Below are 24,339 nucleotides of genomic sequence, written 5' to 3'. Positions count from 1 at the left end.
TCTCTCTTCGTCGGTCGGTGTCCGGGTGGGCCCGGGTCACCGGAGGGGGGTGAGGGAGTGCCGCACGGCGCGCTGGGCGCGGTCGAGGGCGGCCGCGCACTCGTCGGGCGTCTCGCCGGTGGCCAGCAGGGCGGCCAGGCGGGGGACGATGCCGCGCGGCGGCAGCAGGAGGCGGGTGCCGGGCGTGGCGAGCGGGACGGCGCGTTCGATGCCGGGCTCGGCAGCGGCGGCGGTGACGTCCAACGAGGCGACGGTGCCGTCCCGTTCGGGGTAGAGGAAGCGGACTTCGGCGCAGCGGTCGTGGGTGGGGTGGAGGTCGGGGGTCCGGCCGAGGGCGAGGTCGGCGGCGGTGACGACCGGGTCCAGGCCGGTGGCGAGGGTGCCGAGCAGCGGGATGAAGTCGCCGCCGAGGCGGCCGTTGACCTCCACGATGCGGGGGCCGGTGGGGGTGAGGCGGAGTTCGGTGTGGGTGAGGCCGGTGCGGATGCCGAGGGCGGTGTGGGCGTCGGTGACCACCGCGCGGACCTCGTCGGCCCAGGGTTCGTGGCGCCAGGGGGCGACCAGGTGGCCGGTCTCCTCGAAGTGCGGGGCGAAGCCGAGCCGTTTGCGGGCGACGTTGACGACGTGGACGGTGTCGCCGGCGACCGCGCAGTCCACGCTGATCTCCGGTCCGGACAGGTACTCCTCCACGATCGCCCCGTCCAGTGCGCCCAGCCCGGGGAAGGCGGCGCCGACCGCCCGGGCGTAGGCGCGGGCGGCCTCGGTGGGGCCGTCCGCGAGGCTGACGCCGATGCTGCCGGCCAGGTCGCGGGGTTTGACCACGACCTGCGGGCCCAGTTCGTCGGCGGCGGCGCGTGCCTGGTCCGCGGTGTGGACGTGCCGGAAGCGGGCGGAGGGCACGCCGGCGCGCTCCAGCAGCCGCCGGGTGGTCAGCTTGTCGCGGCAGCGGCGGACGGCCTCGGGGCTCATGTGCGGCAGGTGCAGTCGGCGGGCGACTTCGGCGGTGGTTTCCAGCAGCGCCTCGTCCCAGGTGAGGACGGCACCGGGGCCGGGGTGGTCGGCGAGCAGCGCGGCGGCGGCACGGGTGGTGGCGGTGGGGTCGGTGGTGTCGGCGGCGACGAAGCGGTCGGCGACGTAGCGCCGTTGCCAGTCGATCTCGGCGGGTTGGACCAGTGCGGTGCTCAGGTGCCCGGCGAGGGTGTGCAGGGCGTATTCGCGGTAGGGCGGGTTGCCGCAGCCGATGACGACGAGCCGGGGCGGGGCGGCGGGGTCGAGGGGGGTGCAGTCCAGGACGGCGTCGCGCATGGTGCGGCGGACCGCGGCGGCCACCTCCGCGCTGCTGGCGCCGCGGTAGCGGAACCGGGCCCCGGCGTGCTCGTACCCGCCGCCGGTGAGCAACGCCCCGGCCTCCGGCGCGACCTGTGCGTACGGCCCGTCCGGCTGGGTGGCCGGCGGGGTGCGGACCCGGCAGGGCAGGGGGGCGGACGGCGGGACGAGCAGCCAGCCCGCGACCTCGGTCGGGGGAGCGGTCGGCAGCGGCGGCGGCTCGGTGCCGACCTGGTGGGCGCAGGCCACCGCCATCAGGTCGATGCCGTGCACCTCCCGCCAGACGAAGGGGACTTCGGCGCCGCCGGGCCGGGAGCCGATCTCCAGGACGGTCAGTGCGCCGTGGTCGCCGCGGAAGAGCTCCAGGTGGAAGACGGCGGGCCCGGAGAAGAGGGCGCGGGTGGTGGCGGTGGTGATCTCGGCGATGCGGTCGAGGAGGTCGGGGTCGTCGATCTCGACGGAGGCCAGGGCGGTGCCGGTGGTGAACTCCAGGCAGGTCGTCAGGTAGCGGGCGGCCCGCCAGGGGCCGAGGCCGTCGCCGGTGAACACGCCGTCCACGTGCAGGACTTCGTCGGGCAGCCAGGGTTGGACCAGCATCGCGCCGTCCCGGGGGAAGGCGTAGTCGGCCAGTTCGGCCGGGGAGTCCAGGCGGGTGATGCCGGCGCTGGCGGTGCCGCGGCGCGGTTTGACCAGTACCGGCCAGCCGTGGCGGGCGGCGAAGTCGGTGACCGCGGCGTGGTCGGGGGCGTCGGCGGTCGGCGGTACGGGGACGTCGGCGGCGGCCAGTCGCTCGGCCATCAGGAGTTTGTCGCGGAGCGGTTCGAGGTCGGCGCCGCGTTGGCCGGGCAGGTCGAGGGCGTCGCGGAGGTCGGCGGCCAGGTCGAGGTCGGTCTCCTGGAGCGCGACGATCCGGGTCACCGGGCCGGACTTCTCGACCAGGGCGTCGATCGCCTCACGGACCGCCTTGACGTCCTCGGTGCTGTCCACCAGCCGTACGCCGGCGGCGTGTTCGACGGGGAGGTGTCGGGCGGCCCGCTCGGTGGTGACGTAGCTGACGCGGTGCGTGGTGTGGTCGAGGTAGGCGGCGTAGTCGGCGTAGCGGTCGGTCCAGCGGTGGATGACGAGCACGTGGTGCACCGGGGGCTCCTGGGGCGAGGGGGGCGCGGTTCGGGGCGGCGGCGGGCAGGCCGGACACCGGTGGCGGCAGGGGAGACGGCTCCCTCTGCGCACGGGTGAGGTGTCGGGGCCGGCGTCGGGCCGGGTGCCCCGTCGGTGTGGGCGGGCGGCCGGTCAGGCCGCGGCGGCGGCCAGCAGGGTGGTGTGCATGCCGGTGAGCAGGGCGGCGCAGCGGTCTCGGCCGAGGTCCTTGACGGTGAGCCGGACGGTCAGGTCGCGGTCGCTCTCCAGGGCGCGGGCGTAACATCGCGGGCCGATGGTGGTGAAGGGCTCTTCCCAGGTCAGCACCGGTTCCTCGGCGGAGGCCGGGATCGGGAGCGGGTCGAGCGGCGAACTGTCGGGCAGGGCGACGTAGTTGAAGGCGCAGGCCGGTTCGGCGGCGTGCGGCGTCCGTTCGCGCAGTGCGGCGACGGCGGTGACGTCGTGCATGCCGTGCCGGAAGGCGGCGAGGGAGCTCCAGTGGACGGCGTCGGCGAGGGCGACCAGGTCGGCGGTGCGGGCCCGTTCGACCAGTGCCGGCACCCACTGGTTCATGGAGGTGACCAGGTCCTTCCAGCGGCCGCCGAAGCGGTTGGCGCTCATCAGCTGCACCAACAGGGTGTCGGCGTCGCACAGGTCGGCCACGGTGTGGACGTAGGCGGCCAGGACGACGCTGGCGACGGAGACCCGGGCGCGTTCGGCGACCGCGTGTGCGGCCGGGCGGCCGGCGGCGGAGCGCAGGGTGGCCTGGACGGTGCCGCCCTCGGCGCCGGGCGTGCGGGGCAGGGCCACCGACGGTGCGCCGTCCAGGAGTTGGGCCCAGTGGTCGAGCGCCGCGGCCTGTCGGCGGAGTCCGGCGGGGTCGTGCTGGGCGGCGGCCAGGTCGGCGGGTCCGGGCGGGGTGGGGCCGAGCCCGTCGGGGTCGGCGAGTGCCTGGCGGAACTCGCGGTGCAGCAGTTCCTGGGCCCAGGCGTCGGCGGCGATGTGGTGCTTGACGAACAGCAGGTGGGACGGGTCCCCGTGGCGCGTCAACAGGCGGGCGCGCCAGCCGTGGTGACGCCCCAGGTCGAAGGGTTCGCCGGCCAGGCGGGCGGCGAGTTCGTCGGGTCCCGCCGCCTCGCGGTGGTCGGTGGGTGCGGCGTCGAGCGTCGGCAGCGCGTCGTCGAAGTCCGCGTCGGGCGCCAACTGCCGTGGCGCCGCCGGGTCGTGGACGTCGTAGCGGGTGCGCAGGGACGGGTGCCTGGCGACGACGGTGCGCAGCGCGGTGCGGGCCCGCGCGGCGGTGGTGCCGGGTGGCAGGGGCCAGGCGGCGGCGTTGTTCGGTTCGTGCCACCGGGCCGCCGGGAGGTCTCGGATGTCGTGCCACACCGAGAGCTGACCCAGCGACAGTGGCCCTGCCTCGGACATACAGATCCCCCATGTCGCATTTCCGTGATACGGAAGATGAGTTCCATGCAGAGCACGACGCTGCCACAATCCGCCGAACGTGGCAAGAAGTGATCCAACTCGTGGAGTGATCCACCTCACACGCCGGCGCTCGGAAAGCCATGAGAGCCTGAATGCCACTTCCCGGAATCATCTTTCCAAATATCGGAACACGGTGGCAGTTTTTCGACCCATATCCCGTGATCTGCCCCGCCTTTGCTCCGAACCATCGTGTGTGAACGCCACAGGGGGATTCAGCAACGTGAGTCAGCAGCCGCACCCGACCGCCGCCGACCTCCGCCCGGACTTCCTGCACTCCTTCCTGCTCGACCCGGCACGGCACTCCCCCGACGCCCCCGCCGTCGTCGAATCGCCCGAAGCCGGCCGGACCACCGTCACCAGTTACGCCGAACTCCGCGCCCGCACCGACGCGTTGGCAGCGGCCCTGGGGGCGCTGGAGCTCGAACCCGGCGCCCGGGTGATCCTGGAGGCGGACACCAGCGCCCCGGCCCTCGCGATGCTCCTCGCCTGCTCGCAAGCGGGCCTCACCTTCGTCCCGGTGAGCCCGCAGACCCCGCAGCAGCGCCTGGAGACCCTCATCGACACCGTGCGCCCCGCCCTGCACCTCCAGGCGGCGAACGGCAGCCGGACGGACGTGCCGCAGCCGGTCGGGACCGCACGCTTCGACCGCGACGGCCTGACCGTCGAACGGGCCCCCGCGCACCGCCCGCCCCGCCGCCGCACGCCCTGCCCCACCGACCCGGCGTACATCATCTTCACCTCCGGCACCACGGGACGCCCCAAGGGCGTGGTGATGAGCCACCGCGCGGTGGTCGCGTTCTACCGCGGCATGCTGGCGCACCGGATCGCCGGCCCCGGCGACCGCATCGCCAGCACCTCACCGCTCCAGTTCGACTTCTCGCTGCTCAACATCGGACTGGCCCTGGGCAGCGGCGCCGCCGTCATCCCCGTCGCACCCCAACTGGTCCGCTGGCCAAGGCACTTGCTGCGCATCCTGCGGGAGACCGGCGCCACCCAGGTCAACGGCGTCCCCTCCATCTGGCGCCAGGTGCTGCGCCACGAACCCAAGCGGCTGGCCGCACTGACCGGGCTGCGCGGGGTCCTCTTCTGCGGCGAGGAGTTCCCACTGCTCGAACTCCGGCGCCTCCAGGAGCTGTTGCCGACCGCCCGGATCGTCAACTGCTACGGCGCCACCGAGTCCATGGCCTGCTCCTTCGAGGACGTCCCCAACCCGCTCCCGGAGCAGGTCGAACGGCTCTCCATCGGCACCGCCCACCCGGGCGCCGAAATCCTGCTGGTCGACGCCGACGGCCGGATCGTGGACGAGCCCGACGTGGTCGGCGAGATCCACCTGCGCAGCCCCGCCCTCTTCTCCGGCTACTGGGGCGACCCGGAGGCCACCCGCGCCACGCTGGTCCCCGACCCGCTGTGCCCGGAATCCGGCCAGTACGTGCTGCGCTCCGGGGACCTGGCGCTGCGCGGCCCGGACGGCGGCTACCGCTTCGCCGGCCGGATCGACTCCCAGGTGCAGATCAACGGCAACCGCGTCGAACTCGGCGAGGTGGAAAGGCGGTTGACCGAACACCCCGGCGTCACCGCGGCCACCGCCCTGCCGTTGCCGCTGCCCGGTGGCGGCACCCAACTGGCCGCCTTCGTCACCCTCGCCGCCGGCCACTCCCCCGCCGACACCGGCGACCTGTGGACCTTCTGCACCGAGACGCTGCCCCCGTACATGGTCCCCCAGGAGATCCGGGTGCTGGACCGGCTGCCCACGACCGCCCACGGCAAGGTCGATCGCGCCGCGCTGGTCGCGCAGGCCACGGCGGCCACCGAGGACGCCGACGCCGCGCCCGTCGGGAGCGCCCGGTGACCGGACTCGGCGAACCCGCGCCCACCACCGCCGGCCTCGCCACCGAGGGCCGGCTGCGGAGCTTCGTGCGGGTGCGGGCCGGTGGACTGCCCGGCGCGTTCTGGGTCCTGTGGGGCGGCTCGCTGGTCAACCGGCTGGGCGCGATGGTCAATCCGTTCCTGAGCCTCTACCTCACCGGCGCCCGGAACGTCCCGGTCGCCACCGTCGGCTGGGTGCTGGCCGTCGGCGGCGCCGGCGCGGTGATCTCCCAGCCGCTCGGCGGCTACCTCGCCGACCGGTTCGGACGGCGGGCAGCGCTCACCGGCGGGATGCTGGCGAACGGCGCGACCCTGCTCGTCCTCGGCAGCGCGCGCAGCCTCCCGGTGCTGATCGCGGCCTGCTTCGTACTGGGCATCACCCTCGACCTGTTCCGGCCGGCCGCCCAGGCACTGGTCGCCGACGCGGTGCCGGCCGCCGACCGGACCCGCGCCTACGGCCTGCTGCTGTGGGCCGTCAACCTGGGCTTCTCGATCGCCATGGTCCTCGGCGGCTACCTCGCCGCGCACGGCTTCGGCCTGCTGTTCTGGCTCGACGCCGGAGCCTGCGCGGCCTTCGGAGTGCTGGTGTGGCTGGCCGTCCCCGAGACCCGACCGGCCACCCGCGAAGGGTCCACCGGCGGCTTCGGCACCGTGCTGCGGGACCGGGTGATGGTGGCCTTCGCCGGCATCATCGTGCTCTACGCCGTGGTCTTCCAACAGGCTTTTGCCACACTGCCGTTGGCGATGACGGCCACCGGCATGTCGAGCGGCGCCTACGGCACGGTGATGGCGGTCAACGGCATCGTCGTCCTCGCCGCCCAACCACTGATCGGCCACCGGCTGGACGGCCGGGACAAGAGCCGGTTGCTGGCCCTGGGCTTCGCCGTCGCCGCGGCCGGCAACGCGGTCGCCGCCACCGCCACCTCCGCCGTCCACTACGGGCTCGCGGTCGCGATCGCGACGCTCGGCGAGATCCTGGTCTTCGCGGTCACCGCGGCCGTCGTCGCCGACCTCGCGCCACCCGCGCTGCGCGGCCGCTACAACGGCCTGATCGGCATGGCCTGGGGCACCGGCTTCCTGATCGCCCCGGTCGTCGGCACCCGCCTGCTCGTCGTCGGCCCCACCGTCCTCTGGCTCACCTGCGCCGCGCTCAGCCTGCTCGCCGCCTTCGGCCAACTGGCCCTGGCGCCCGCACTGCGCCGCCGCGCACGCCGGTGAGCCACTCGCCGCCCGCCCCACAAGGAAGGAAGGACGTGCCCACGAAGCCCCGCAGGAAGGTGCTGCTCCTGGAAGCCGACGTCGCCGCCGGCGGCGATCTGCTCGCGGCCGCCGCCGGCCTCGGCCTGGACGCCTACGTGGCCACCCACAAGGAGCTCTACGCGCACTACCGGCCGGAGTTGACGGACCGGATCACCGGCACCGCCTTCACCGACTTCGCCGACCCGGCCCGTGCCCTCGACGACCTGACCGGCTTCTGCCGCGCCACCGGCATCGACGGGATCGTGCCCTGCTGGGAGTTCCTCACCCCGCTCGCCGCCCAGCTGGCCGCCGCGCTCGACCTGCCCGGCCACCGCCCCGGGCCGGCGCCGGCCGGCCGCAACAAGCGGCTGATGGCCGAGGCGTTCGCCGCCCACGGCGTCCCGGCCCCGCAGACCGTGACCGCCCCCGATCCGGACGCCCTCGCCCGGCGGATCGCAACCGCCGGCCTGACCTACCCGCTGGTCGTCAAACCGGCCGAGAACGCCGCGTCGATCGGCGTCTCGGTGGTCCACTCGGCCGCCGAACTGCCCGCCGCGGCCCGACGGGCACAGTCCCAGAGCCACAAACTGCCGCACGGCATCGCCCTGGACACCACCCTGCTCGCCCAGGAGCACGTCGAAGGACCGGAGTTCAGCGTGGAGACGGTCCTCGCCGACGGCACCGTCCACCACCTCGCGGTCACCGAGAAGTTCACCACCGCCGGCACCCACCGCGCCGAACTCGGCCACACCGTGCCCGCGGCGCTGCCCCCGCAGGTCAGGGCCGCGGTGTGCGCCGCGGCCACCGGTGCGGTGACCGCCCTCGGCCTGCGACACGGCCTGGCGCACACCGAGGTGAAGGTGGCACCGACCGGCCGGCCGAAGGTCATCGAGGTGGGGGCCCGCCCGCCCGGCGACCTCATCATGCGGCTGGTGCACGAAGCCCTCGGCATCGACATGGCCCGCGCCCACCTCCAGGCCGTCCTGGGCGAACGCCCCGACGTCACCCCGCGCCGGCACGCCGCCGCCGCGATCCGCTTCCTGACCGCCCCCGGGGCCGGGACGCTGCACTGGGTCGGGCGGCTCCCGCACGGCGACCACGTCGTGGCCACCGCACTGACCAAGATGCCCGGCGACGCCGTCGGCGGCCCGGACGACAACCTGTCCCGGATCGGCCACCTCATCGTGCGCGCCACCACGCCCGCCGAGGCCAACGCGGCGGCCGACGCGGCCCTGGCCGCCGTCCCCGTGGAGCTGGCCACCCGCTGGTAGCGCGCCGCCAGCAGCACTGCCGCCGACCGCCCGGCGGCGTAACGTCAACACTGTGCCGCGGCCGTGGGTAGGTGGACCATGACGACCGGTGGGGCCGCGGACGCCCCACTGGGTCGGGAGCTGCTGCGGACGATGGCCGAGACCGGGGCCTCGTCGGCCATGGTCTACGAGCTGGCGCCGGACGCCCCGGTGCTGCGGCTGACCGCACTGAGCGGCATCCCGCCGCCGGTGCTGGACCCCTGGCGGCGGATCGCGCTGGCCGCGCCCCTGCCGGTCGCGGTCGCGGCGCGCGGGCAGCGCCTGGTGTGGGCGGCCGGCCACCAGCAGTTGGCCCGGGACTTCCCCCGGACCGCGGTGACGCTGCCGTACGACTTCGCGCTGGGCGCGGCCCCCCTGAACGACGGCGCCGACTGCCGGGGCGCGGTGGTGCTGCTCTGGCCGGCCGGCCACGCGCCGGAGCTGTCGGACGCCGAACGGACCGCGTTCGCGGCCGCCTGCCCGCGGCTGGCCGAGCTGCTGCCCGCGGGCCCCGGACCCGACGGGCCGCTGGTGGTCCCGGTGCCGCCGGCCCGCACCGTCGGCCCCGAGCAGGCGCTGGCCGCGGTCGACTACGTGGAGCGACTGCCCGGCGGCGGCTGCGCGCTGGACTTGGAGGGGCGGGTCACCATGCTGAGCGGGAGCGCCGCCCGGCTGCTGGGCGCCGGCGCGGCCCGGCTGCTCGGGTCCCGGCCCTGGGAGGCGCTGCCCTGGTTGGCCGGGCCGGTCTTCGAGGACCGGTGCCGGGCCGCGGTGATCAGCCGTCGCCCGGCGTCGTTCACCGCCCGCCGTCCCCCGGCGCAGTGGCTGGCGTTCCGGCTGTTCCCCGACGGCCGCGGGGTGAGCGTGTGGATCAGCGCCGCGGACGACCAACCCGATCCGGAGGCCCGCTGGCCCTCCGAGGTCATGCCGCTGCGGGCCGGGCAGATGTACCACGTGCTGCACCTCGCGGCGGCGCTCACCGAGGCGGTGGGCGTCCAGGACGTCACCGAACTGTTCGCCGAGCAGATCGTGCCGGCCTTCGGCGCCCAGGGGATGATGATGTACGTCGCGGACGCGGGCCGGCTGCGCACCGTCGGCCATCGCGGCTACCCGCAGGCCGCCGTGGAGGCGTTCGAGGGGATCCCGCTCAGCACCGCGAACAGCCCCACCGTGCGCGCCCTGGCCACCGGCGAGCCGAGCTTCTTCAGCACCGTCGAGGAGACCGAGCGGTTCTTCCCCGGGCTGGCGGAACTGACCGGGATGGCGGCCCGGGCGGTGCTGCCGCTGATCGTCTCCGGCCGCCCGGTCGGCTGCTGCGTCCTGGCGTACCGCCGCCCGCGGACCTTCACCCCGTCCGAGCGGCAGGTGCTGACCTCGCTGGCCGGCCTGATGGCCCAGGCGCTGGACCGGGCGTTCCTCTACGACACCAAGCAGCAGCTCGCGCACGACCTCCAGGCCGGGCTGCTGCCGCACCGCCTGCCACCGGTCCCCGGACTGGCGGTCGCCGCCCGCTACCTGCCGTCGACCCGCGGCATGGACATCGGCGGCGACTTCTACGACCTGATCCGGCTCGACGAGCACCAGGTGGCCGCCGTGATCGGCGACGTGCAGGGCCACAACGCGGCGGCCGCCGCGCTGATGGGCCAGGCCCGCACCGCGGTGCACGCCCACGCCTCGGCCGGCGCGGCACCGGACGAGGTGCTGGACCGCACCAACCGGCTGCTCTGCGACCTGGACCCCGACCTGTTCACCAGCTGCCTCTACGTCCACCTCGACCTGCGTACGCACCAGGCGTGCCTGGCCAGCGCCGGCCATCCGCCGCCGGTGCTGCGCCACCCCGACGGACGCACCGAGGTGCTGCGGGTACCGCCCGGGATGCTGCTGGGCGTGGCGCCCGGCACCCGCTACTCCGCCACCACCGTCGCCGTGCCGCCGGGGGCGGTGCTCGCGCTCTACACCGACGGGCTGGTCGAGCGGCCCGGCCGGGACCTGGACGAGGGGGTGGCGGACCTGGCCACCGAGCTTTCCGAGGCGGACCTGAAGGTGGACCCCGACACCCTCGCCGACGCCGTCCTGACCCGGCGCGGGGCGCGGCGCGAGCGGCTGGACGACGTGGCGCTGCTGCTGCTCGCCCCGACCGGCGGCGGTCCGGGCGACGGCGCGTGAACGGGCCGTGCCCGCAGCGGCGGCGCGCGACGGGACGCGGAGAGGAGGGCCGCCGATGAACGGGGAGCCGAGCGGGCAGCCGCCCGGCCCGGAGGAGCGCGGCTACCCGGCCGAGCAGGCGGCGCGGTGCGCGGGTGTGTCGGCGCTGGACGCCGCGGTGGTCGGGTGCCGGGCCTGTCCGCGGCTGGTGGCCTGGCGGGAGCGGGTGGCGGCGGAGCGGCGGGCGGCGTTCCGCGACTGGGAGTACTGGGCGCGGCCGGTGCCGGGGTTCGGCCCGCCGGACGCGGCGCTGGCCGTGGTGGGCCTGGCCCCGGCCGCGCACGGCGGCAACCGCACCGGCCGGATGTTCACCGGCGACGCCTCCGGCGACTTCCTGTTCGCGGCGTTGCACGCGGTGGGCCTGGCCTCGCAGCCGACCGCCACGCACCGGGACGACGGGCTGGCGCTCCACGGGGTGCGGATCACCGCGCCGGTGCGCTGCGCGCCGCCGCAGAACCGGCCGACCGGGGCCGAGCGGGCGACCTGCCGTCCCTGGTTGGCGCGGGAGCTCTGCCTGCTGGCACCCGGGCTGCGGGTGGTGGTGGCGCTGGGCGGGTTCGGCTGGGACGCGCTGTGGCCGGCGCTCGGCGCGGCGGGCTGGCCGGTGCCGCGGCCCCGGCCGGCGTTCGGCCACGGTGCGGAGGTGACCCTGGCGGCGGGCCCGCGGCGCGGCGAGCTGCGGGTGCTCGGCTGCTACCACCCCAGCCAGCGGAACACCTTCACCCGCCGGCTCACCCCGGACATGCTGGTCACCCTGCTCGCCCGGGCCCGTGAACTCGCCGGGCTGTGAGACGGGCCGAACGTCCCGGGGCCAGTACCCTCAGATGGGGTAAATAGCCCATATAACGCATTCGCCCGGTCATCCGGCAGAGACGGAACGGCTCTGATGGTGGACTTCGAGGAGCACGGCCACGACGGGCGGCAGGCGCCGCTGGACATCGCCGACGCCGCCCTGGTGCTGTGCGACGCCCGCGGACGCGTGGAGAGCTGGCCGGACGGCGCCGAGCGGCTCTTCGGCCACGCGGCCGCGGACGTGGTGGGTCGGGCCGCGGCGTCCCTGCTCGCCCCGGACGACGCCGCCCGGCTGTCCGAGCTCGCCACCGAGTGCCGGGCGCACGGCGGCTGGAGCGGCACGCTCACCGCCCGGCGCAAGGACGGCTCCCTGGTCGACGTCACGGTGCAGCTGGCCCGGGTGACCGACGGCGACGGCACCCCGCACTGGCTGGTGGTGTCCGCCGAGGCGTCGTCGTTCCCCGGCTGGGAGATCAGCCGGGCGGTGCTGGAGAAGCTCCTGATGCAGACGCCGGTCGGGATGGCCGTGGTCGACACCGACCTGCGGTTCGTGTGGTCGAACCTCGCCCTGGAACGGTTCGGCGGCGGCTCCGCGCAGGAACGGATCGGGCGGCGGCTGGCCGAGGTCCAGCCGGGCCTCGACGCGGAGGCGCTGGAGGCCCAGATGCAGCGCGTCCTGGAGAGCGGCGAGCCGGTCCTGGGCTACGAACACATCGGGCGCCCGCAGTCCGAACCGCGCTACGAACGCGCCCACGCGATGTCGTTCGTCCGCCTCGACGGCGTCAACGGCCGCCCCATCGGCGTGTGTTACACCGTCCTCGACATCACCGAGCGGTACCGCAACCGGCAGCGGCTGACCCTGCTGGACCGGGCCGGCACCGCCATCGGCCAGTCCCTCGACGTGCTGCGCACCGCCCAGGAACTCGCCGACGTCGCGGTGCCCGACCTCGCCGACTTCGTCACCGTGGACCTGCTCGACTCGGTGATCCGGGGCGGCGACCCGCTCACCGGACCGCCCGGCGACACCGACCGGGTCGCCCTGCGCCGCGGCGGCCAGCAGTCGGCCCGACCGGGCGTCCCCGAAGCGGTCGTCGAGGTCGGGGACCTGGCCTCGTACCACTCCTGGTCCCCGCCCATCCGGGCCCTGGTCGACGGCAAGTCGTGGCGGGTGGAGTGGCTGGACCCGCAGGGCCCGGAGTGGGCCGCCGACATCCCCGGCGGCCGGCGCCGGCTGCTGCGGGAACAGGGCCTGCACACCGCGATGGTGGTGCCGATCCGGGCGCGCGGCACGACGATGGGCGTCACCAGCTTCTTCCGGCGGGCCCGCAGCGAACCGTTCAGCCCCGACGACCTGCGGCTGGCCGAGGAGTTCGTGGCCCGGGCCGCGGTCTGCCTGGACAACGCCCGCCGCTACACCCGCGAACGCGCCGCGGCCCTCACCCTCCAGCGCAGTCTGCTGCCGCAGGGCGTCGTGGAGCACAGCGCGCTGACCCTGGCCACCTCCTACCGGCCCGCGGACGAGCTGGCCGGGGTGGGCGGCGACTGGTACGACGTGATCCCGCTGTCCGGGGCGCGGCTGGCGCTGGTGGTGGGCGAGGTCCGCGGGCACGGCATCGGCGCGATCGCCACGATGGGGCGGCTGCGCACCGCGGTGCAGACCCTCGCCGCCCTCGACCTGCGGCCGGAGGAACTCCTCGCCCGCCTCGACGACCTCGTCAGCCGGGTGTCGGAGGAGGGCGGCCAGGGCGCGGACGCCGGCGCGGTGGGCACCAGTTGCCTCTACGCGGTCTACGACCCGGTCGGCCGCTGCTTCACCATGGCCAGCGCCGGCCACCCGCCGCCGGTCATCGTCGCCCCCGACGGCACCGCCGCGTTCGCCGAACTGCCGGTCGGCCCCCAACTGGGCGTCAGCGGCCTGCCGTTCGAGGCCGTCGAGGTGACCGTCAAGGAGGACAGCGTGCTGGCCCTCTACACCGACGGGCTGCTGGCCGGCGCGGACCCCGGCGCCGGCGAACCGGCCAAGGACCGGCTGCTGCACGCCCTCGCCGCCCCGGACGACTCCCTCGACGCGCTCGGCGAAGCGGTCCTCGGCGCCCTGGTGCCGCGCCGGCGGCACGACGACGTCACGCTGCTGCTGGCCCGGACCCGCGGCCTCGCCCCGGACCGGTTCGCCTCCTGGGAGCTGACCGCCGACCCGGCCCTGGTGGGCCGGGCCCGGGAGATGGCCGCGCGGCAGCTGACCGAATGGGACCTGCCCGCGCTGACGTTCACCACCGAGCTGGTGGTCAGCGAACTGGTCACCAACGCGATCCGGTACGGGTCGGGGCCGATCCGGCTGCGGCTGATCCTGGAGCACACGCTGATCTGCGAGGTGTGCGACGGCTCCAGCACCTCCCCGTACCTGCGGCATCCGCGGACCACCGACGAGGGCGGGCGCGGGCTGTTCCTCATCTCCCAGTTCACCCACCGGTGGGGCACCCGCTACACCACCGACGGCAAGGTGATCTGGGCGGAGCAGCTGCTGACCTGACCGGCCCGGCTCACCCGGCCGGCACGCCGCCGGCCGCCTGCGCCGCCGCCCGTTCCCGTGCCGCCGCCGCCCGCTCCGGTGCCCCCAACCGCTCCGCCAGGCGGGCCTTGGCCGACCAGTTGTAGGGGCAGACCGGCCGCAGCCGACTGCGTTCGCTCAGCAGGGTGGCGGCCAGGTCGTGGCGGCCGGCCCGGAGCGCGGCCTCGACCAGGGTGCGCTGGACCGCGTCGCGCTGGGCGTGGCTGCCGCCGAAGACGTGCAGCCGGTGACGGACCGGCAGCAGCAGGTCGGTGGCGCCGGCGAAGTCCCCACGGCCGTAGGCGAGCAGCGCCCGGCAGACGGGCAGGCCGACGTCGGCGGTCATCGCGCGGTTGGTGGGCGACGGGCCGGCGGGGACCCCGGCCAGCCAGCGCTCGCGGTCCCGGACGAGGCGCTCGGCCCGGTCCGGACGCCCCGCGCCGACGTACGCCATCACCGCGTGGGCGTCGTTGAAGGCGTAGTGCGGGCCGTCGTCGCGGCGCTCCCAGGCGTCGGCGACCGCGGCCCAGCGGTCGCCCTGGTCGTCCCCGTCGAGGTACAGGCGCCACAACAGGGCGGCGGCGTCGATGAGTTCCATCGCCACGTCCGCGGAGTCGGCGTGGTGCACCGCGGCGTCGTAGATGTCCAGGACCCGGCGGGTGTCGCCGGCTTCCAGGACGAACAGGGCGTGGTGCCACCAGTTGTGGACGGTGAGCAGGGTGCCGTCCGACCAGGCGTCGGTGCGGGCGTCCAGGAAGCGCGCGCCGTCGGTGAACCGGCCGCGCATCTCGTAGGTGTGCGCCACCGCGTGGATGCCCCAGACGTCCCGCGGATGCCGCGCCAGGGCGGCCAGGCCGGTCTGTTCGGCGTGCTCGTAGTGGCCGTTCTCCTCCAGGCCGAAGGCGTACATGCCGAGCAGCGGGCCGTAGTGCGGATCGTCCTCGTCCCAGGCGTCCAGCGCCCCGCCGACCCGGTCGCGCAGCCGCAGCGCGTCGCCGGTGAGGAAGTCGTGGTGGTGGCCGGCGAAGAGGGCCAGCAGGTCGCGGGGGTGGGCGACGGCGATCTCGCCGAGGATCCGGCCGGCGGTGCCGTAGTCGCCGTCCAACCAGGCGCCCGCCGCGGCCAGGTGCATCCGCTCGCGCGCGGTGGTGCGGTCGACGTCGAGGGTGGCACGGAAGGCGGTGAAGGCGTCGCGGGCGGCCGCCGCGCCCTTCTCCTCGGTGCCCAGCACGCCCAGATAGCCGGCGAGGGCGTGCGCCATCGGCGCGCGGGGCGCGGCGGTCAGCAGCGCCCGCGCCCTCTCCTCGATGCGGGGACGGAAGAACAGCAGGTCGTCCAGGGCCCGTTCGTAGAGGTCGAGGGCGTCGGGACCGGTGTCGGTCAGGGCGTGCCCGTGCCGGTCGACTGTCATGGTGGCTCCTGCGGGGTGAGTGGGGGTGCCGCCGGATCCCGTCGGATCCGTGGATCCATCGGTCCGGATCCACGGGCAGATAGGTACCCCCCTCGCCCGGCTCCGCCCCGTCTCCGCAGGAAAGGTCCCCTCATGCTCCCTCTGGACGGCATCACCATCGTCGCGCTCGAACAGGCGGTCGCCGCGCCCTTCGCCACCCGCCAACTCGCCGACCTCGGCGCCCGGGTCATCAAGGTGGAACGCCCCGGGACGGGCGACTTCGCCCGCGGGTACGACGAGACGGTGCGCGGGATGTCCAGCCACTTCGTCTGGCTCAACCGCAACAAGGAGTCGATCGCGCTCGACGTGAAGCGCCCCGAGGACGCCGCGGTGCTGCGGCGGCTGCTCGCCCGCGCCGACGTCTTCGTGCAGAACCTCGCACCGGGCGCCGCCGAGCGGTTGGGCCTGGACGCGGCGGCGCTGCTGGCGGCGCACCCGCGGCTGGTCGTGTGCGGCATCTCCGGCTACGGCACCGGCGGCCCGTACGCGCACGCCAAGGCGTACGACCTGCTGGTGCAGTGCGAGACCGGGGCGATGTCGCTGACCGGCACGGAGCACGAACCGGCCAAGATCGGGCTGCCGGTGGCCGACATCGCCGCCGGGATGTACGCCTACAGCGGGATCCTGACCGCCCTCTACGAACGCGAGCGCACCGGCCGGGGCGGCGCCTTCGAGGTGTCGATGCTGGAGGCGCTCGGCGAATGGATGGGCTACCCCGCCTACTTCACCCGCTACGGCGGCACCACCCCGCCCCGCTCCGGCGCCGAACACGCCGCGATCGCCCCGTACGGGCCGTACCGCGCGGCGGACGGCGCACAGGTCTTCCTCGGCGTGCAGAACGAACGGGAGTGGGCGGCGTTCTGCGCGCAGGTGCTGCAACTCCCGGAGCTGGCGACCGATCCGCGGTTCGAGACGAACTCCGCCCGGGTCGCCCACCGGGCGGCACTGCGGGAACGGATCGAGGAACGGTTCGGGCGGCTGTCGGCGCGCGAGGTCGAGCGGCGGCTGGCCGACGCCCGGATCGCCCACGCCCGGCTGCGGGACGTCACGGGGTTCACCGAACACCCCCAGCTCGCCGCCCGGGACCGCTGGCGCACCGTGGACTCCCCGGTCGGCCCGCTGCACGCGCTGCTGCCGCCGGTCACCGTCCCCGGCCGGGAGCCCCGGATGGACCGGATCCCGGCCCTGGACGAGGACCGCGAGCGCATTCTGGCGGAACTCGACGACACGTCAGGGCAAACGCCCGGCAACCGGTGACGCCCCTCTGGCCAGCGGCCCGGTGGCGTACGACGATGTCGACGCGGACCCGGCCGGCGGCGGGAGTCGGACGGCCGGGCCGCCCTCCTTCGAAAGGAATCCGTCCATGGGCAGACCCCTCGCCGCCCGCGACCGCTCCGTTCCCGCGCCGCTCGCCGCCCTGCTGGTGCTCGTCCTGGCTCTGCTCGCGCTGCCCGCACCGCCCGCGCACGCCGCCGCCCCCGGCGATCCGGCCTCCTCCGTCGACGCGTACTGGACCGCGGGGCGCATGGAGGCCGCCGAGCCCGTGGCGGCGAAGGGCACCGCACCGGCCCGGCCGGCCGCCGCGCCGGTACCGCCCAGCCACCCCTTCGCGGGACTGCCGCAGGTGGGCACCTTCTTCTGGACCGACGGCAGCAACACCGGCCGGTTCTGCGGCGGGACGGTGATCCGCAGCCCGCACCGCGACCTCGTGGTCACCGCCGGGCACTGCCTGCGCTCCGCCGACCCGAAGAAGTACCTGTCGTTCGTGCCGCAGTACCACGACGGCCAGAAGCCGCACGGCATCTACCCCGTCGAGCGGATCTACCTCGACCAGCGCTACTACGACCTGGGCACGGACGGCGGCGCCCGCTGGGACTACGCGGTGGTCCGGGTCGGGCCGCGCGAGGACGGCGCCCGGGTCCAACAGGTCACCGGCGGCTTCGACCTGCTCCCCTACCCCGGGTACGACCACCGCGACGTCCGGCTCATCGGCTACCCCGGCAGCAGCGACGCCCGCTACCCGCAGCCGCTGGACTGCTCCTCGGCCACCCACCGCTACACCAGCACCGACCCGGCCGCCCCGGGCGACTTCCTGGAGATCCCCTGCGCCGGCTACATCGGCGGCACCTCCGGCGGGCCCTTCCTGGTACGGGACTTCGCCGGCTACGCCCTGATCGGCGTGATCGGCGGCTACCACACCGGCGGGGACACCCCGGACGTCTCCTACAGCTCGTACTTCACCGTCGACATCGCGCTGCTGTACCTGCACGCCGTACGGGGCGACACCCCGGCGGCACCCCGCACCCCGGCCTGACGCACGGTCGGGCGTAGGGCATTCGTTCGTTTGTTCTTCACCCGGTGGTCGGCCGGGTCCGGCCGGGTGCTTCTAGGGTTGCCGCGCTCCCCCACCCCCTACGCCCGTCACTCCCGTCCGGAGGACAGTCATGACCGCAGTCACGGCGCGCAAGCGCACCCGGCGTTCCCTCACCGCAGTGGCCGGCGCGGCGGCCCTCGCCGCCGCCTCGCTCGGGCTGTGGGCCGCGTCCGGCGCCACCGCCAGCGCGCAGGCCGCCGCACTCCCCGCCCCCGACCATGTGGTCGTGGTGATGCTGGAGAACCACGCCTACAGCCAGGTCGTCGGCAGTTCCAGCGCGCCCTACCTGAACTCCCTCAAGGCCGGCGGCGCCGACCTCACCCAGTCGTTCGGCCTCACCCACCCCAGCGAGCCGAACTACTACATGCTGTTCTCCGGCTCCAACCAGGGCCGCACGGACGACAGTTGCGTCCCGGTCGGGTCGATGTCCGCCCCCAACCTCGCCTCCGAGCTGATCGCCGCCGGCCAGACCTGGGCGAGCTACAACGAGGGACTGCCGAGCCAGGGCTCCACGACCTGTAGCAGCGGGAAGTACGCGCAGAAGCACAACCCGTGGTTCGGCTTCTCCAACGTGCCGACGAACACCGCCAAGACCATGGCCCAGTTCCCGTCCGACTACAGCACCCTGCCGAAGGTCTCGTTCGTCATCCCGGACCTCTGCAACGACATGCACGACTGCTCGGTGGGCACCGGCGACACCTGGGTCAAGAACAAGCTCAGCGGCTACGCCGAGTGGGCCAAGACCCACAACAGCATGCTGGTCGTCACCTTCGACGAGGACAACCGCCTCTCCGGCAACCGCATCCCGACGCTGTTCTACGGCGCGCACGTCGCGCCCGGCAGCACCAGCGGCACCACCTACAACCACTACAACGTGCTCCGCACCCTGGAGGACCTGGCCGGTCTGAGCACCCACGCCGGCAACGCCGCCGCCGCGTCCGACGTCACCGGCATCTGGAACTGAGGCCCGTGTACCTCGCGGACTCCCGCAACAGCACCGCCGGCACCCCCGGTCCCGCCGCCGCCCCTGGCACCACCCGCCCGGGGCGGCGGCCCGCGGTCCCCGGCACGGTGCTCGCCCTCGGCGCGGTCAGCCTGATCACCGACGTCTCCGCCGAGATGATCACCGCGGTGCTGCCGCTGTACGTGGTCACCGCCCTCGGACTGTCGCCGCTCGGCTTCGGCCTGCTGGACGGCATCAACAACGGGGTGGGGGCACTGGTCCGGCTCGCCGGCGGCCACCTCGCCGACGGCGGCGGACGCCGGCACAAGGTGATGGCCGGCCTCGGCTACGGCCTGTCCGCGCTCTGCAAGCCCCTGTTGCTGGTCGCCCAGGGACTGCCGGCGATCAGCGCCGTCCTGGCCGTGGACCGCGCCGGCAAGGGACTGCGCACCGCGCCCAGGGACGCGATGATCTCGCTGTCCACCCGCCCCGAACACCGCGGCCGGGCGTTCGGCGTGCACCGCGCGATGGACACCGCCGGCGCACTGCTGGGGCCGCTGGCGGCGTTCGCGGTGCTGCGGATCGCGGTCGACGGCTACGACGCGGTGTTCACGGTGAGCGCGTGCGTGGCGGCGCTGGGCGTACTGGTGCTGGTGCTCTTCGTCCCCGCCCGGCCCGGCGGCGAACCCCGCACACCCCGGCCCGCCGCCACCGCCCCGACGCCCGCCCGCCCCGCACTGCGCGACTCGCTGGCGCTGCTCCGCCGCCCCGCACTGCGCCGACTGACGCTGTGCGCGGCACTGCTGGGGCTCACCACCGTCAGCGACGCGTTCCTCTACCTCCTCCTCCAACGCGAACTGGGCGTGCCCGCCGAACTGTTCCCGCTGCTGCCGCTGGGCACCGCCGCGGTCTTCCTGCTGCTCGCCGTGCCGCTGGGCGCACTCGCCGACCGGGCCGGCCGCCGCCGGCTCTTCCTCGCCGGCCACGCCGCGCTCCTCCTGGCGTACGCACTGGTCCTCGCCCCGCTGCACGGACCGGCCACGGTGGTCGCCGTGCTGGTCCTGCACGGCGCGTTCTACGCGGCCACCGACGGGGTGCTGGCCGCCGCCACCGCGAGCGCCGTCCCCGCCGCACACCTGGGCGCCGGACAGGCCCTGGTGGGAACCGGCCAGGCGCTGGCCCGGTTCGTCTGCTCACTGGCGTTCGGCGCGGCCTGGAGCCTGTGGGACGGACGGTCCGCACTGGCGGTCGCCGCCGTCGCCCTCGCCGCCGCCGCGGTCGGCGCCGCCCGACTGCTGCGGACCCCCGACGCACCGGACCGAAGCCCCGGCGGTACCGCCGAAGGTGACCGCCCCACCCCCGAGGGAGCACCCCGATGAACCGCAAGACCCGCCTGGCCGTGCTGCTGTTCGCGGTGGTACTGCTGGGCACGGTCGGCACCGCCGCGGTGCTGCGGGCCGCCGACCGGTCCGCCGTCCGCGACCGGCAGCAGGCCGACGGCCCGGCGGTCCGCACCGGCGACGTCCGGCTCGCCCCCGACGGACAGCGGCAGTTGCTGGTGCGCAACCTGGCCTGGGGCCCGCACCGCGACGAGATCGCCACGGTGCCGGCCGACCACCCGCAGGGGCCGCGCACCGCCTCCGGCGTGAAGTGCCTGCGCTTCCACGCCGCCGCCGGCACCGGCATCTGCCTCCAAGCCGAACGCGGCACCCTCCAGGACAGCTACCGGGCGGTGGTCCTCGACTCCCGCCTGCGGGTGCGGCACAGCTTCCCCGCCCCCGGCATCCCCACCCGCGCCCGGGTCTCCCCCTCCGGCCGGACCGTCGCCTGGACGGTCTTCGTCAGCGGCGACTCGTACGCCGGCACCGCCTTCTCCACCCGCACCGCGATCGCCGACACCCGCACCTGGGCGCTGGACGACAACCTGGAGGAGTACGCCGTCCGCAAGGACGGCCGGCCCTACCACGCCTCCGACATCAACGTCTGGGGCGTCACCTTCGCCGACGACACCCGCTTCTACGCGACCCTCGCCACCGGCGGCCGCACCTACCTCGTCCGCGGCGACCGCACCACCCGCACCCTCACCACGCTGCACGCCAACGTCGAGTGCCCCTCGCTCTCCCCCGACGGCGCCCGGATCGCGTACAAGAAGCGCGTGCCCGGCGCCTCCCCCGACGCCCCCTGGCGGCTCTACGTCCTGGACCTCACCACCATGAAGGAGACCGCCACCGCCGAACACCGCAACATCGACGACCAGGCGCTCTGGTCCGGCAACGCCACCCTGGTCTACGCGCTCCCCGGCGACTACGGCTCGGACCTGTGGACGGTCCCGGCCGACGGCTCGGGCACCGCCCGGCGGATGATGACGTCCGCGGTCGCCCCCGCCTACCTCGGATGAGACGGACCGCCAGGCCGGCGTGGGCCGCGCGGGACCGGCAGCCGACTGCCGAACCGGATCAGCTCCAGAACTCCCGCAGGGCGGCGTTGACGGCGGCGGACTCCTGGGTGTGCGGGTAGTAGCCGGGCACCCGCAGGAGACGGCCCCCGAGGGAGTCCGTGAGGGACTCGGCCACGGCCATGAGGGGAAGCCCCACGTGCTCGCGGTAGGCGGCCGGCGCGTGCTCCCAGGTTCCGCAGATCACCAGAACCGGCAGGGCGGCGCCCCGGACCGCCTCCAGCGGGATCTCCGCCTCCCAGACGGGCCGCTCCCTCATGGAGGTGGCAACGGCACGGAGCCGGCGCGACGTGGGCTCGGGCATGACCATCCCCAACCCCTCGGTGGAGGCACGGAGATACTGCTCCGGCGTGAAGCCGTCCGGGATGCCCGGGGCACCGTCGCGCACCCGGTCGAGGAGGTCGGCGACGACTGGATGGTGCGCGGCGGCGGTGAAGGCGGACGGCTGGATCAGGGCAAGGGAGCGGACGAGGTCGGGTCGGCGCGCGGCGGCGATGAGCGCGGCGACGGCGCCGTTCCCGTGCCCCACGAGGTGGGCGCCGCCGAGCCCCACGCCGCAGGCCCCGTCGCCGAGAACCTCCACGACGTCCTCGGCATCGACGTCGAAGTCGCTGCGCGCGGTGTCCGGGCTGTCGCCATATCCCCGACGATCTAACAGGAGCAGCCGCCTACTGTCCGCGAGCGGCCGCTGCCCCGCAAACCCGTACATGGAGTCGCTGCCCCAGGTGAAGATGTTGTGGACGAAGAGGGCCGGGGCAGCAGCGTCCGCCGGGGTCACCGGGGCCCCAGAAGCTGTCCGGGCCCGGCTTCCTCCCACCCGATCGCGGTCATCCCACACGGTCACGTGCACGGCTGCCATAGGTCATCCTCCCGAAGCCGAGGAACATCAACTCCCGTGAGGCTAAACCTCGATCCACGACCGATGCCGGTGGATGACGGGGGAAGTGAAAGTGCGCCTTGTGACCTACGAGGATGTACGTCCTTCACGCTCCGGCAGCAGATCACGTACCCGACCGCAGCGCCCACCCCGGAAACCGCAGAACGCGTCTCGGACGCCGACGTCGCCGAGTCACCCGCCTCCTCAAAAGATCACTTCAGGAACAGACCGGTGAATCGAGGCTCAGCCGCGCCCCCGCCTCCGCCCCCGCGGCGGCCGGTCCAACCGCTCCCCCGTCTGACCGGTCGCCAGGTCACGGGCGAGCGACACCTGGGACAGCAACACCGCCCCCCACAGGATCAGGCCGACGCCCAGCGCCTCCGGCACCAGCCACCAGCCGACGCGGACCCGCTCGTCGAACAGCGTCACCCCCAGCGACAGGCTGATCAGCGCGTCCCCCAGGGTGAGCACCGGCTGGGAGGCGGTCAACGGACCGGACTGCATCGCGTTCTCCATCATGAACAACGCCAGCACACCCATCAGCGCGAAACCGTAGGTCTGCCACGACACGAAGAACTCCGCCGGACCGCCGCGCTCCCACGCGTGCGTGGCGTCCTTGAGCAGCGCGGCGGTGAGCGCGTACCCCACCGCGGTCGCCGCGCCGAAGCAGGCCGCGCGCACACTGCCGGCCCCGCGGCGCAACCCCGCCCCGACCGTCACCGCGATCACCGACACGCACACGACCAGGGCCGGCACCCAGCGGCTCAACGGGGCGTGGTCCCGGCCCACGGTGGGCGCGGCCGCCGCCAGCGCGATGCCCAAACCCACGACCAGCAGACCCACCCCGGCCCAACCACGCCCCGAGATCCGCACCGGCACCGGCCCGCCGAGCAACACCCGGCCGATGAGCAGGGCCAACGGCAGCTCCAGCACGAAGAGCGGCTGCACCACCGACAACGCACCCAACGACAGCGCCAACGCCTGGAAACAGGCGGCCGGCAACACCATCAACATCCCGCCCAGCCACGCCGCCCGATGCAACAGGTCGGCGAAGAGGCCGAGCCGGAGCCGGGCGGAGACCGGCACGGTGCGTGCCGCGCGGCGCTGAAGCACCGTTGACAAAGCGTTGCACGCCGCCGCGAGCACCGCGAAGACGACGGGCACCCACACCGTCACGCGCCCACCTCTCCCTCGGCCGACCCCGCCCCCGACGCTAACCGCAGCCCGGCCGGGCCGCCCGGCACGGACGTGCAGGAGGGTCCGCCGCTGTCGTTCGTCCGCGTGACGTCCCGGCGCGTCGCTTGGCCACCGGGCGCGCCTCCCGCACCGTGAGACCGTGCGCCGCATCTCTCCCCTCCTCGCCACCGCGCTGGCCGCCGCGTCCCTCGCCGCGGCCGGCTGCACCTCCGCACCCGCCGCCGGCCCCGGCCCCGGCGGCTCGACCCGGCGCACCATCGCCCCGGGGCGGCTCTCGCCCCTGCTCATGCCGTGGCCGGTGGTGGCGGAGGGCCAGGCGGGGCCGGAACCGCGGTCCGTGCTGCGATGGGAGCATGTGGCGATCGGTTGACGCCCGGCCGGCCCACGGGCCCCGGCCCCACCCGCCCGGGCCCGTCGAAAGGACCGCCATGACGCCGCACGACCCGCCCGCCGACCCGGCCCCCGGCGACGCTTTCCACCCCCACCTCCCCGGCCCCGAGCCCACCCCCGCACACGACCCGGCACCCCTCCGGGACCGGCTGCACCACGTCCGCGCCAACGCACTCGACGGCGACACCGCACAGACCGGCGGCATGCAACGGTTCGCCGCCATCAGCGGCCACCGCGTCGGCTCGGAACGCATCTGGATGGGCCAGACCCACGTCGCACCCGCGACCGCGTCCGCCAACCACCACCACGGGGAGTCCGAGACCGCCATCTACGTCGTCCAGGGACACCCCGAATTCGTCTTCGCCGACGACACCGACGGCCACCGCGAAGAGGTCCGCCTGCGCACCGCCCCCGGCGACTACGTCTTCGTCCCGCCCTACGTACCCCACCGCGAGGAGAACCCCAGCCCCGACGAAGAGGCCGTGGTGGTGATCGCACGCAGCACGCAGGAGCCAGTCGTGATCAACCTGCCGAGTCTTTAGGCTTCCCACGTTTTTGGCTTTCCCGCCGTGGGGGTTGCTGTTTGCGCCTGGCGGCGCGGGGCGTGGTCGGCTGTCCCGCCATGGGGGTTGCTGTTTTTGCGCCTGCGGCGCGTTGCCGCTGCGCTTGGCTGGCTTCCCACGTTGTCAGCTTTCCCGCCGTGGGTCGTCTCGCCGTTGCGCCTGCGGCGCGGGCGTTGTCCGCTGCGCGGGGCTGTTGGGTGCGG

Annotated in this window: 18 protein-coding genes; 13 read left to right on the top strand and 5 right to left on the bottom strand. The window is 74.8% G+C overall.

Going from position 1 to position 24,339, the window contains the following annotated elements; genetic code table 11:
- Window positions 1–36 precede the first annotated feature (36 nt).
- Both ACJ6WD_RS37415 and ACJ6WD_RS37410 read right to left on the bottom strand, forming a co-directional pair.
- The gene (locus ACJ6WD_RS37415; protein ID WP_407617485.1) at window positions 37–2,463 is read right to left on the bottom strand and encodes an ATP-grasp domain-containing protein; all 2,427 of its coding nucleotides are present in this window, start codon (window positions 2,461–2,463) and stop codon (window positions 37–39) included.
- 153 nt (window positions 2,464–2,616) lie between these two features.
- Window positions 2,617–3,888 (bottom strand): condensation domain-containing protein, encoded by a 1,272-nt coding sequence (locus ACJ6WD_RS37410; protein ID WP_407617484.1) that lies wholly within the window; start codon window positions 3,886–3,888, stop codon window positions 2,617–2,619.
- A gap of 280 nt (window positions 3,889–4,168) precedes the next feature.
- On the opposite strand from ACJ6WD_RS37410, the gene ACJ6WD_RS37405 reads away from it, so the two are divergent.
- The 6 genes from ACJ6WD_RS37405 (at window position 4,169) to ACJ6WD_RS37380 (ending at window position 13,869) form a co-directional block, all read left to right on the top strand.
- Window positions 4,169–5,797, top strand: coding sequence for an AMP-binding protein (locus ACJ6WD_RS37405; protein ID WP_407617483.1), 1,629 nt, complete (start codon window positions 4,169–4,171; stop codon window positions 5,795–5,797).
- Complete coding sequence (locus tag ACJ6WD_RS37400; protein WP_407617482.1) at window positions 5,794–7,032, top strand: MFS transporter; 1,239 nt, start codon at window positions 5,794–5,796, stop codon at window positions 7,030–7,032. Before ACJ6WD_RS37405 ends, ACJ6WD_RS37400 begins: the two co-directional genes overlap by 4 nt.
- A gap of 35 nt (window positions 7,033–7,067) precedes the next feature.
- Entirely contained in the window at window positions 7,068–8,324 is a 1,257-nt protein-coding gene (locus ACJ6WD_RS37395) for an ATP-grasp domain-containing protein (RefSeq protein WP_407617481.1), read from the top strand.
- Between the two features lie 78 nt (window positions 8,325–8,402).
- Entirely contained in the window at window positions 8,403–10,508 is a 2,106-nt protein-coding gene (locus ACJ6WD_RS37390) for a PP2C family protein-serine/threonine phosphatase (protein WP_407617480.1), read from the top strand.
- Between the two features lie 55 nt (window positions 10,509–10,563).
- Entirely contained in the window at window positions 10,564–11,337 is a 774-nt protein-coding gene (locus ACJ6WD_RS37385; protein ID WP_407617479.1) for a uracil-DNA glycosylase, read from the top strand.
- Window positions 11,338–11,433: 96 nt separating this feature from the next.
- Window positions 11,434–13,869 (top strand): SpoIIE family protein phosphatase, encoded by a 2,436-nt coding sequence (locus ACJ6WD_RS37380; RefSeq protein ID WP_376558727.1) that lies wholly within the window; start codon window positions 11,434–11,436, stop codon window positions 13,867–13,869.
- Between the two features lie 10 nt (window positions 13,870–13,879).
- Here the strand turns inward: ACJ6WD_RS37380 and ACJ6WD_RS37375 are convergent, their stop codons facing one another.
- Window positions 13,880–15,298: a tetratricopeptide repeat protein gene (locus ACJ6WD_RS37375; RefSeq protein WP_376447002.1), complete on the bottom strand. Its 1,419-nt coding sequence runs from the start codon at window positions 15,296–15,298 to the stop codon at window positions 13,880–13,882.
- A gap of 132 nt (window positions 15,299–15,430) precedes the next feature.
- Here ACJ6WD_RS37375 and ACJ6WD_RS37370 point away from each other — a divergent pair, with 132 nt between their 5' ends.
- From ACJ6WD_RS37370 to ACJ6WD_RS37350, 5 genes are all read left to right on the top strand, one after another.
- The gene (locus tag ACJ6WD_RS37370; RefSeq protein WP_407617478.1) at window positions 15,431–16,594 is read left to right on the top strand and encodes a CaiB/BaiF CoA transferase family protein; all 1,164 of its coding nucleotides are present in this window, start codon (window positions 15,431–15,433) and stop codon (window positions 16,592–16,594) included.
- Window positions 16,595–16,700: 106 nt separating this feature from the next.
- Window positions 16,701–17,651 (top strand): trypsin-like serine peptidase, encoded by a 951-nt coding sequence (locus ACJ6WD_RS37365; protein ID WP_407617477.1) that lies wholly within the window; start codon window positions 16,701–16,703, stop codon window positions 17,649–17,651.
- Between the two features lie 130 nt (window positions 17,652–17,781).
- Complete coding sequence (locus ACJ6WD_RS37360) at window positions 17,782–18,675, top strand: alkaline phosphatase family protein (protein WP_016573628.1); 894 nt, start codon at window positions 17,782–17,784, stop codon at window positions 18,673–18,675.
- A gap of 5 nt (window positions 18,676–18,680) precedes the next feature.
- Window positions 18,681–20,033, top strand: coding sequence for an MFS transporter (locus ACJ6WD_RS37355; protein WP_407617476.1), 1,353 nt, complete (start codon window positions 18,681–18,683; stop codon window positions 20,031–20,033).
- Complete coding sequence (locus ACJ6WD_RS37350; protein WP_407617475.1) at window positions 20,030–21,052, top strand: TolB-like translocation protein; 1,023 nt, start codon at window positions 20,030–20,032, stop codon at window positions 21,050–21,052. Before ACJ6WD_RS37355 ends, ACJ6WD_RS37350 begins: the two co-directional genes overlap by 4 nt.
- A gap of 58 nt (window positions 21,053–21,110) precedes the next feature.
- Here ACJ6WD_RS37350 and ACJ6WD_RS37345 read toward each other — a convergent pair whose 3' ends face one another.
- Window positions 21,111–21,968: an alpha/beta fold hydrolase gene (locus ACJ6WD_RS37345; RefSeq protein ID WP_407617474.1), complete on the bottom strand. Its 858-nt coding sequence runs from the start codon at window positions 21,966–21,968 to the stop codon at window positions 21,111–21,113.
- Window positions 21,969–22,229: 261 nt separating this feature from the next.
- Window positions 22,230–23,162: a DMT family transporter gene (locus tag ACJ6WD_RS37340; protein ID WP_407617473.1), complete on the bottom strand. Its 933-nt coding sequence runs from the start codon at window positions 23,160–23,162 to the stop codon at window positions 22,230–22,232.
- Between the two features lie 160 nt (window positions 23,163–23,322).
- Here ACJ6WD_RS37340 and ACJ6WD_RS37335 point away from each other — a divergent pair, with 160 nt between their 5' ends.
- The gene (locus ACJ6WD_RS37335; RefSeq protein ID WP_016576591.1) at window positions 23,323–23,553 is read left to right on the top strand and encodes a hypothetical protein; all 231 of its coding nucleotides are present in this window, start codon (window positions 23,323–23,325) and stop codon (window positions 23,551–23,553) included.
- A gap of 58 nt (window positions 23,554–23,611) precedes the next feature.
- Complete coding sequence (locus ACJ6WD_RS37330) at window positions 23,612–24,115, top strand: cupin domain-containing protein (protein ID WP_376446995.1); 504 nt, start codon at window positions 23,612–23,614, stop codon at window positions 24,113–24,115.
- Window positions 24,116–24,339 lie beyond the last annotated feature (224 nt).

Origin of the sequence: Streptomyces sp. VTCC 41912, assembly GCF_045799175.1 — a bacterium.
Classification (GTDB): Bacteria; Actinomycetota; Actinomycetes; order Streptomycetales; family Streptomycetaceae; genus Streptomyces; species Streptomyces albulus_C.
This window is presented reverse-complemented; position numbering and strand designations above follow the sequence as displayed.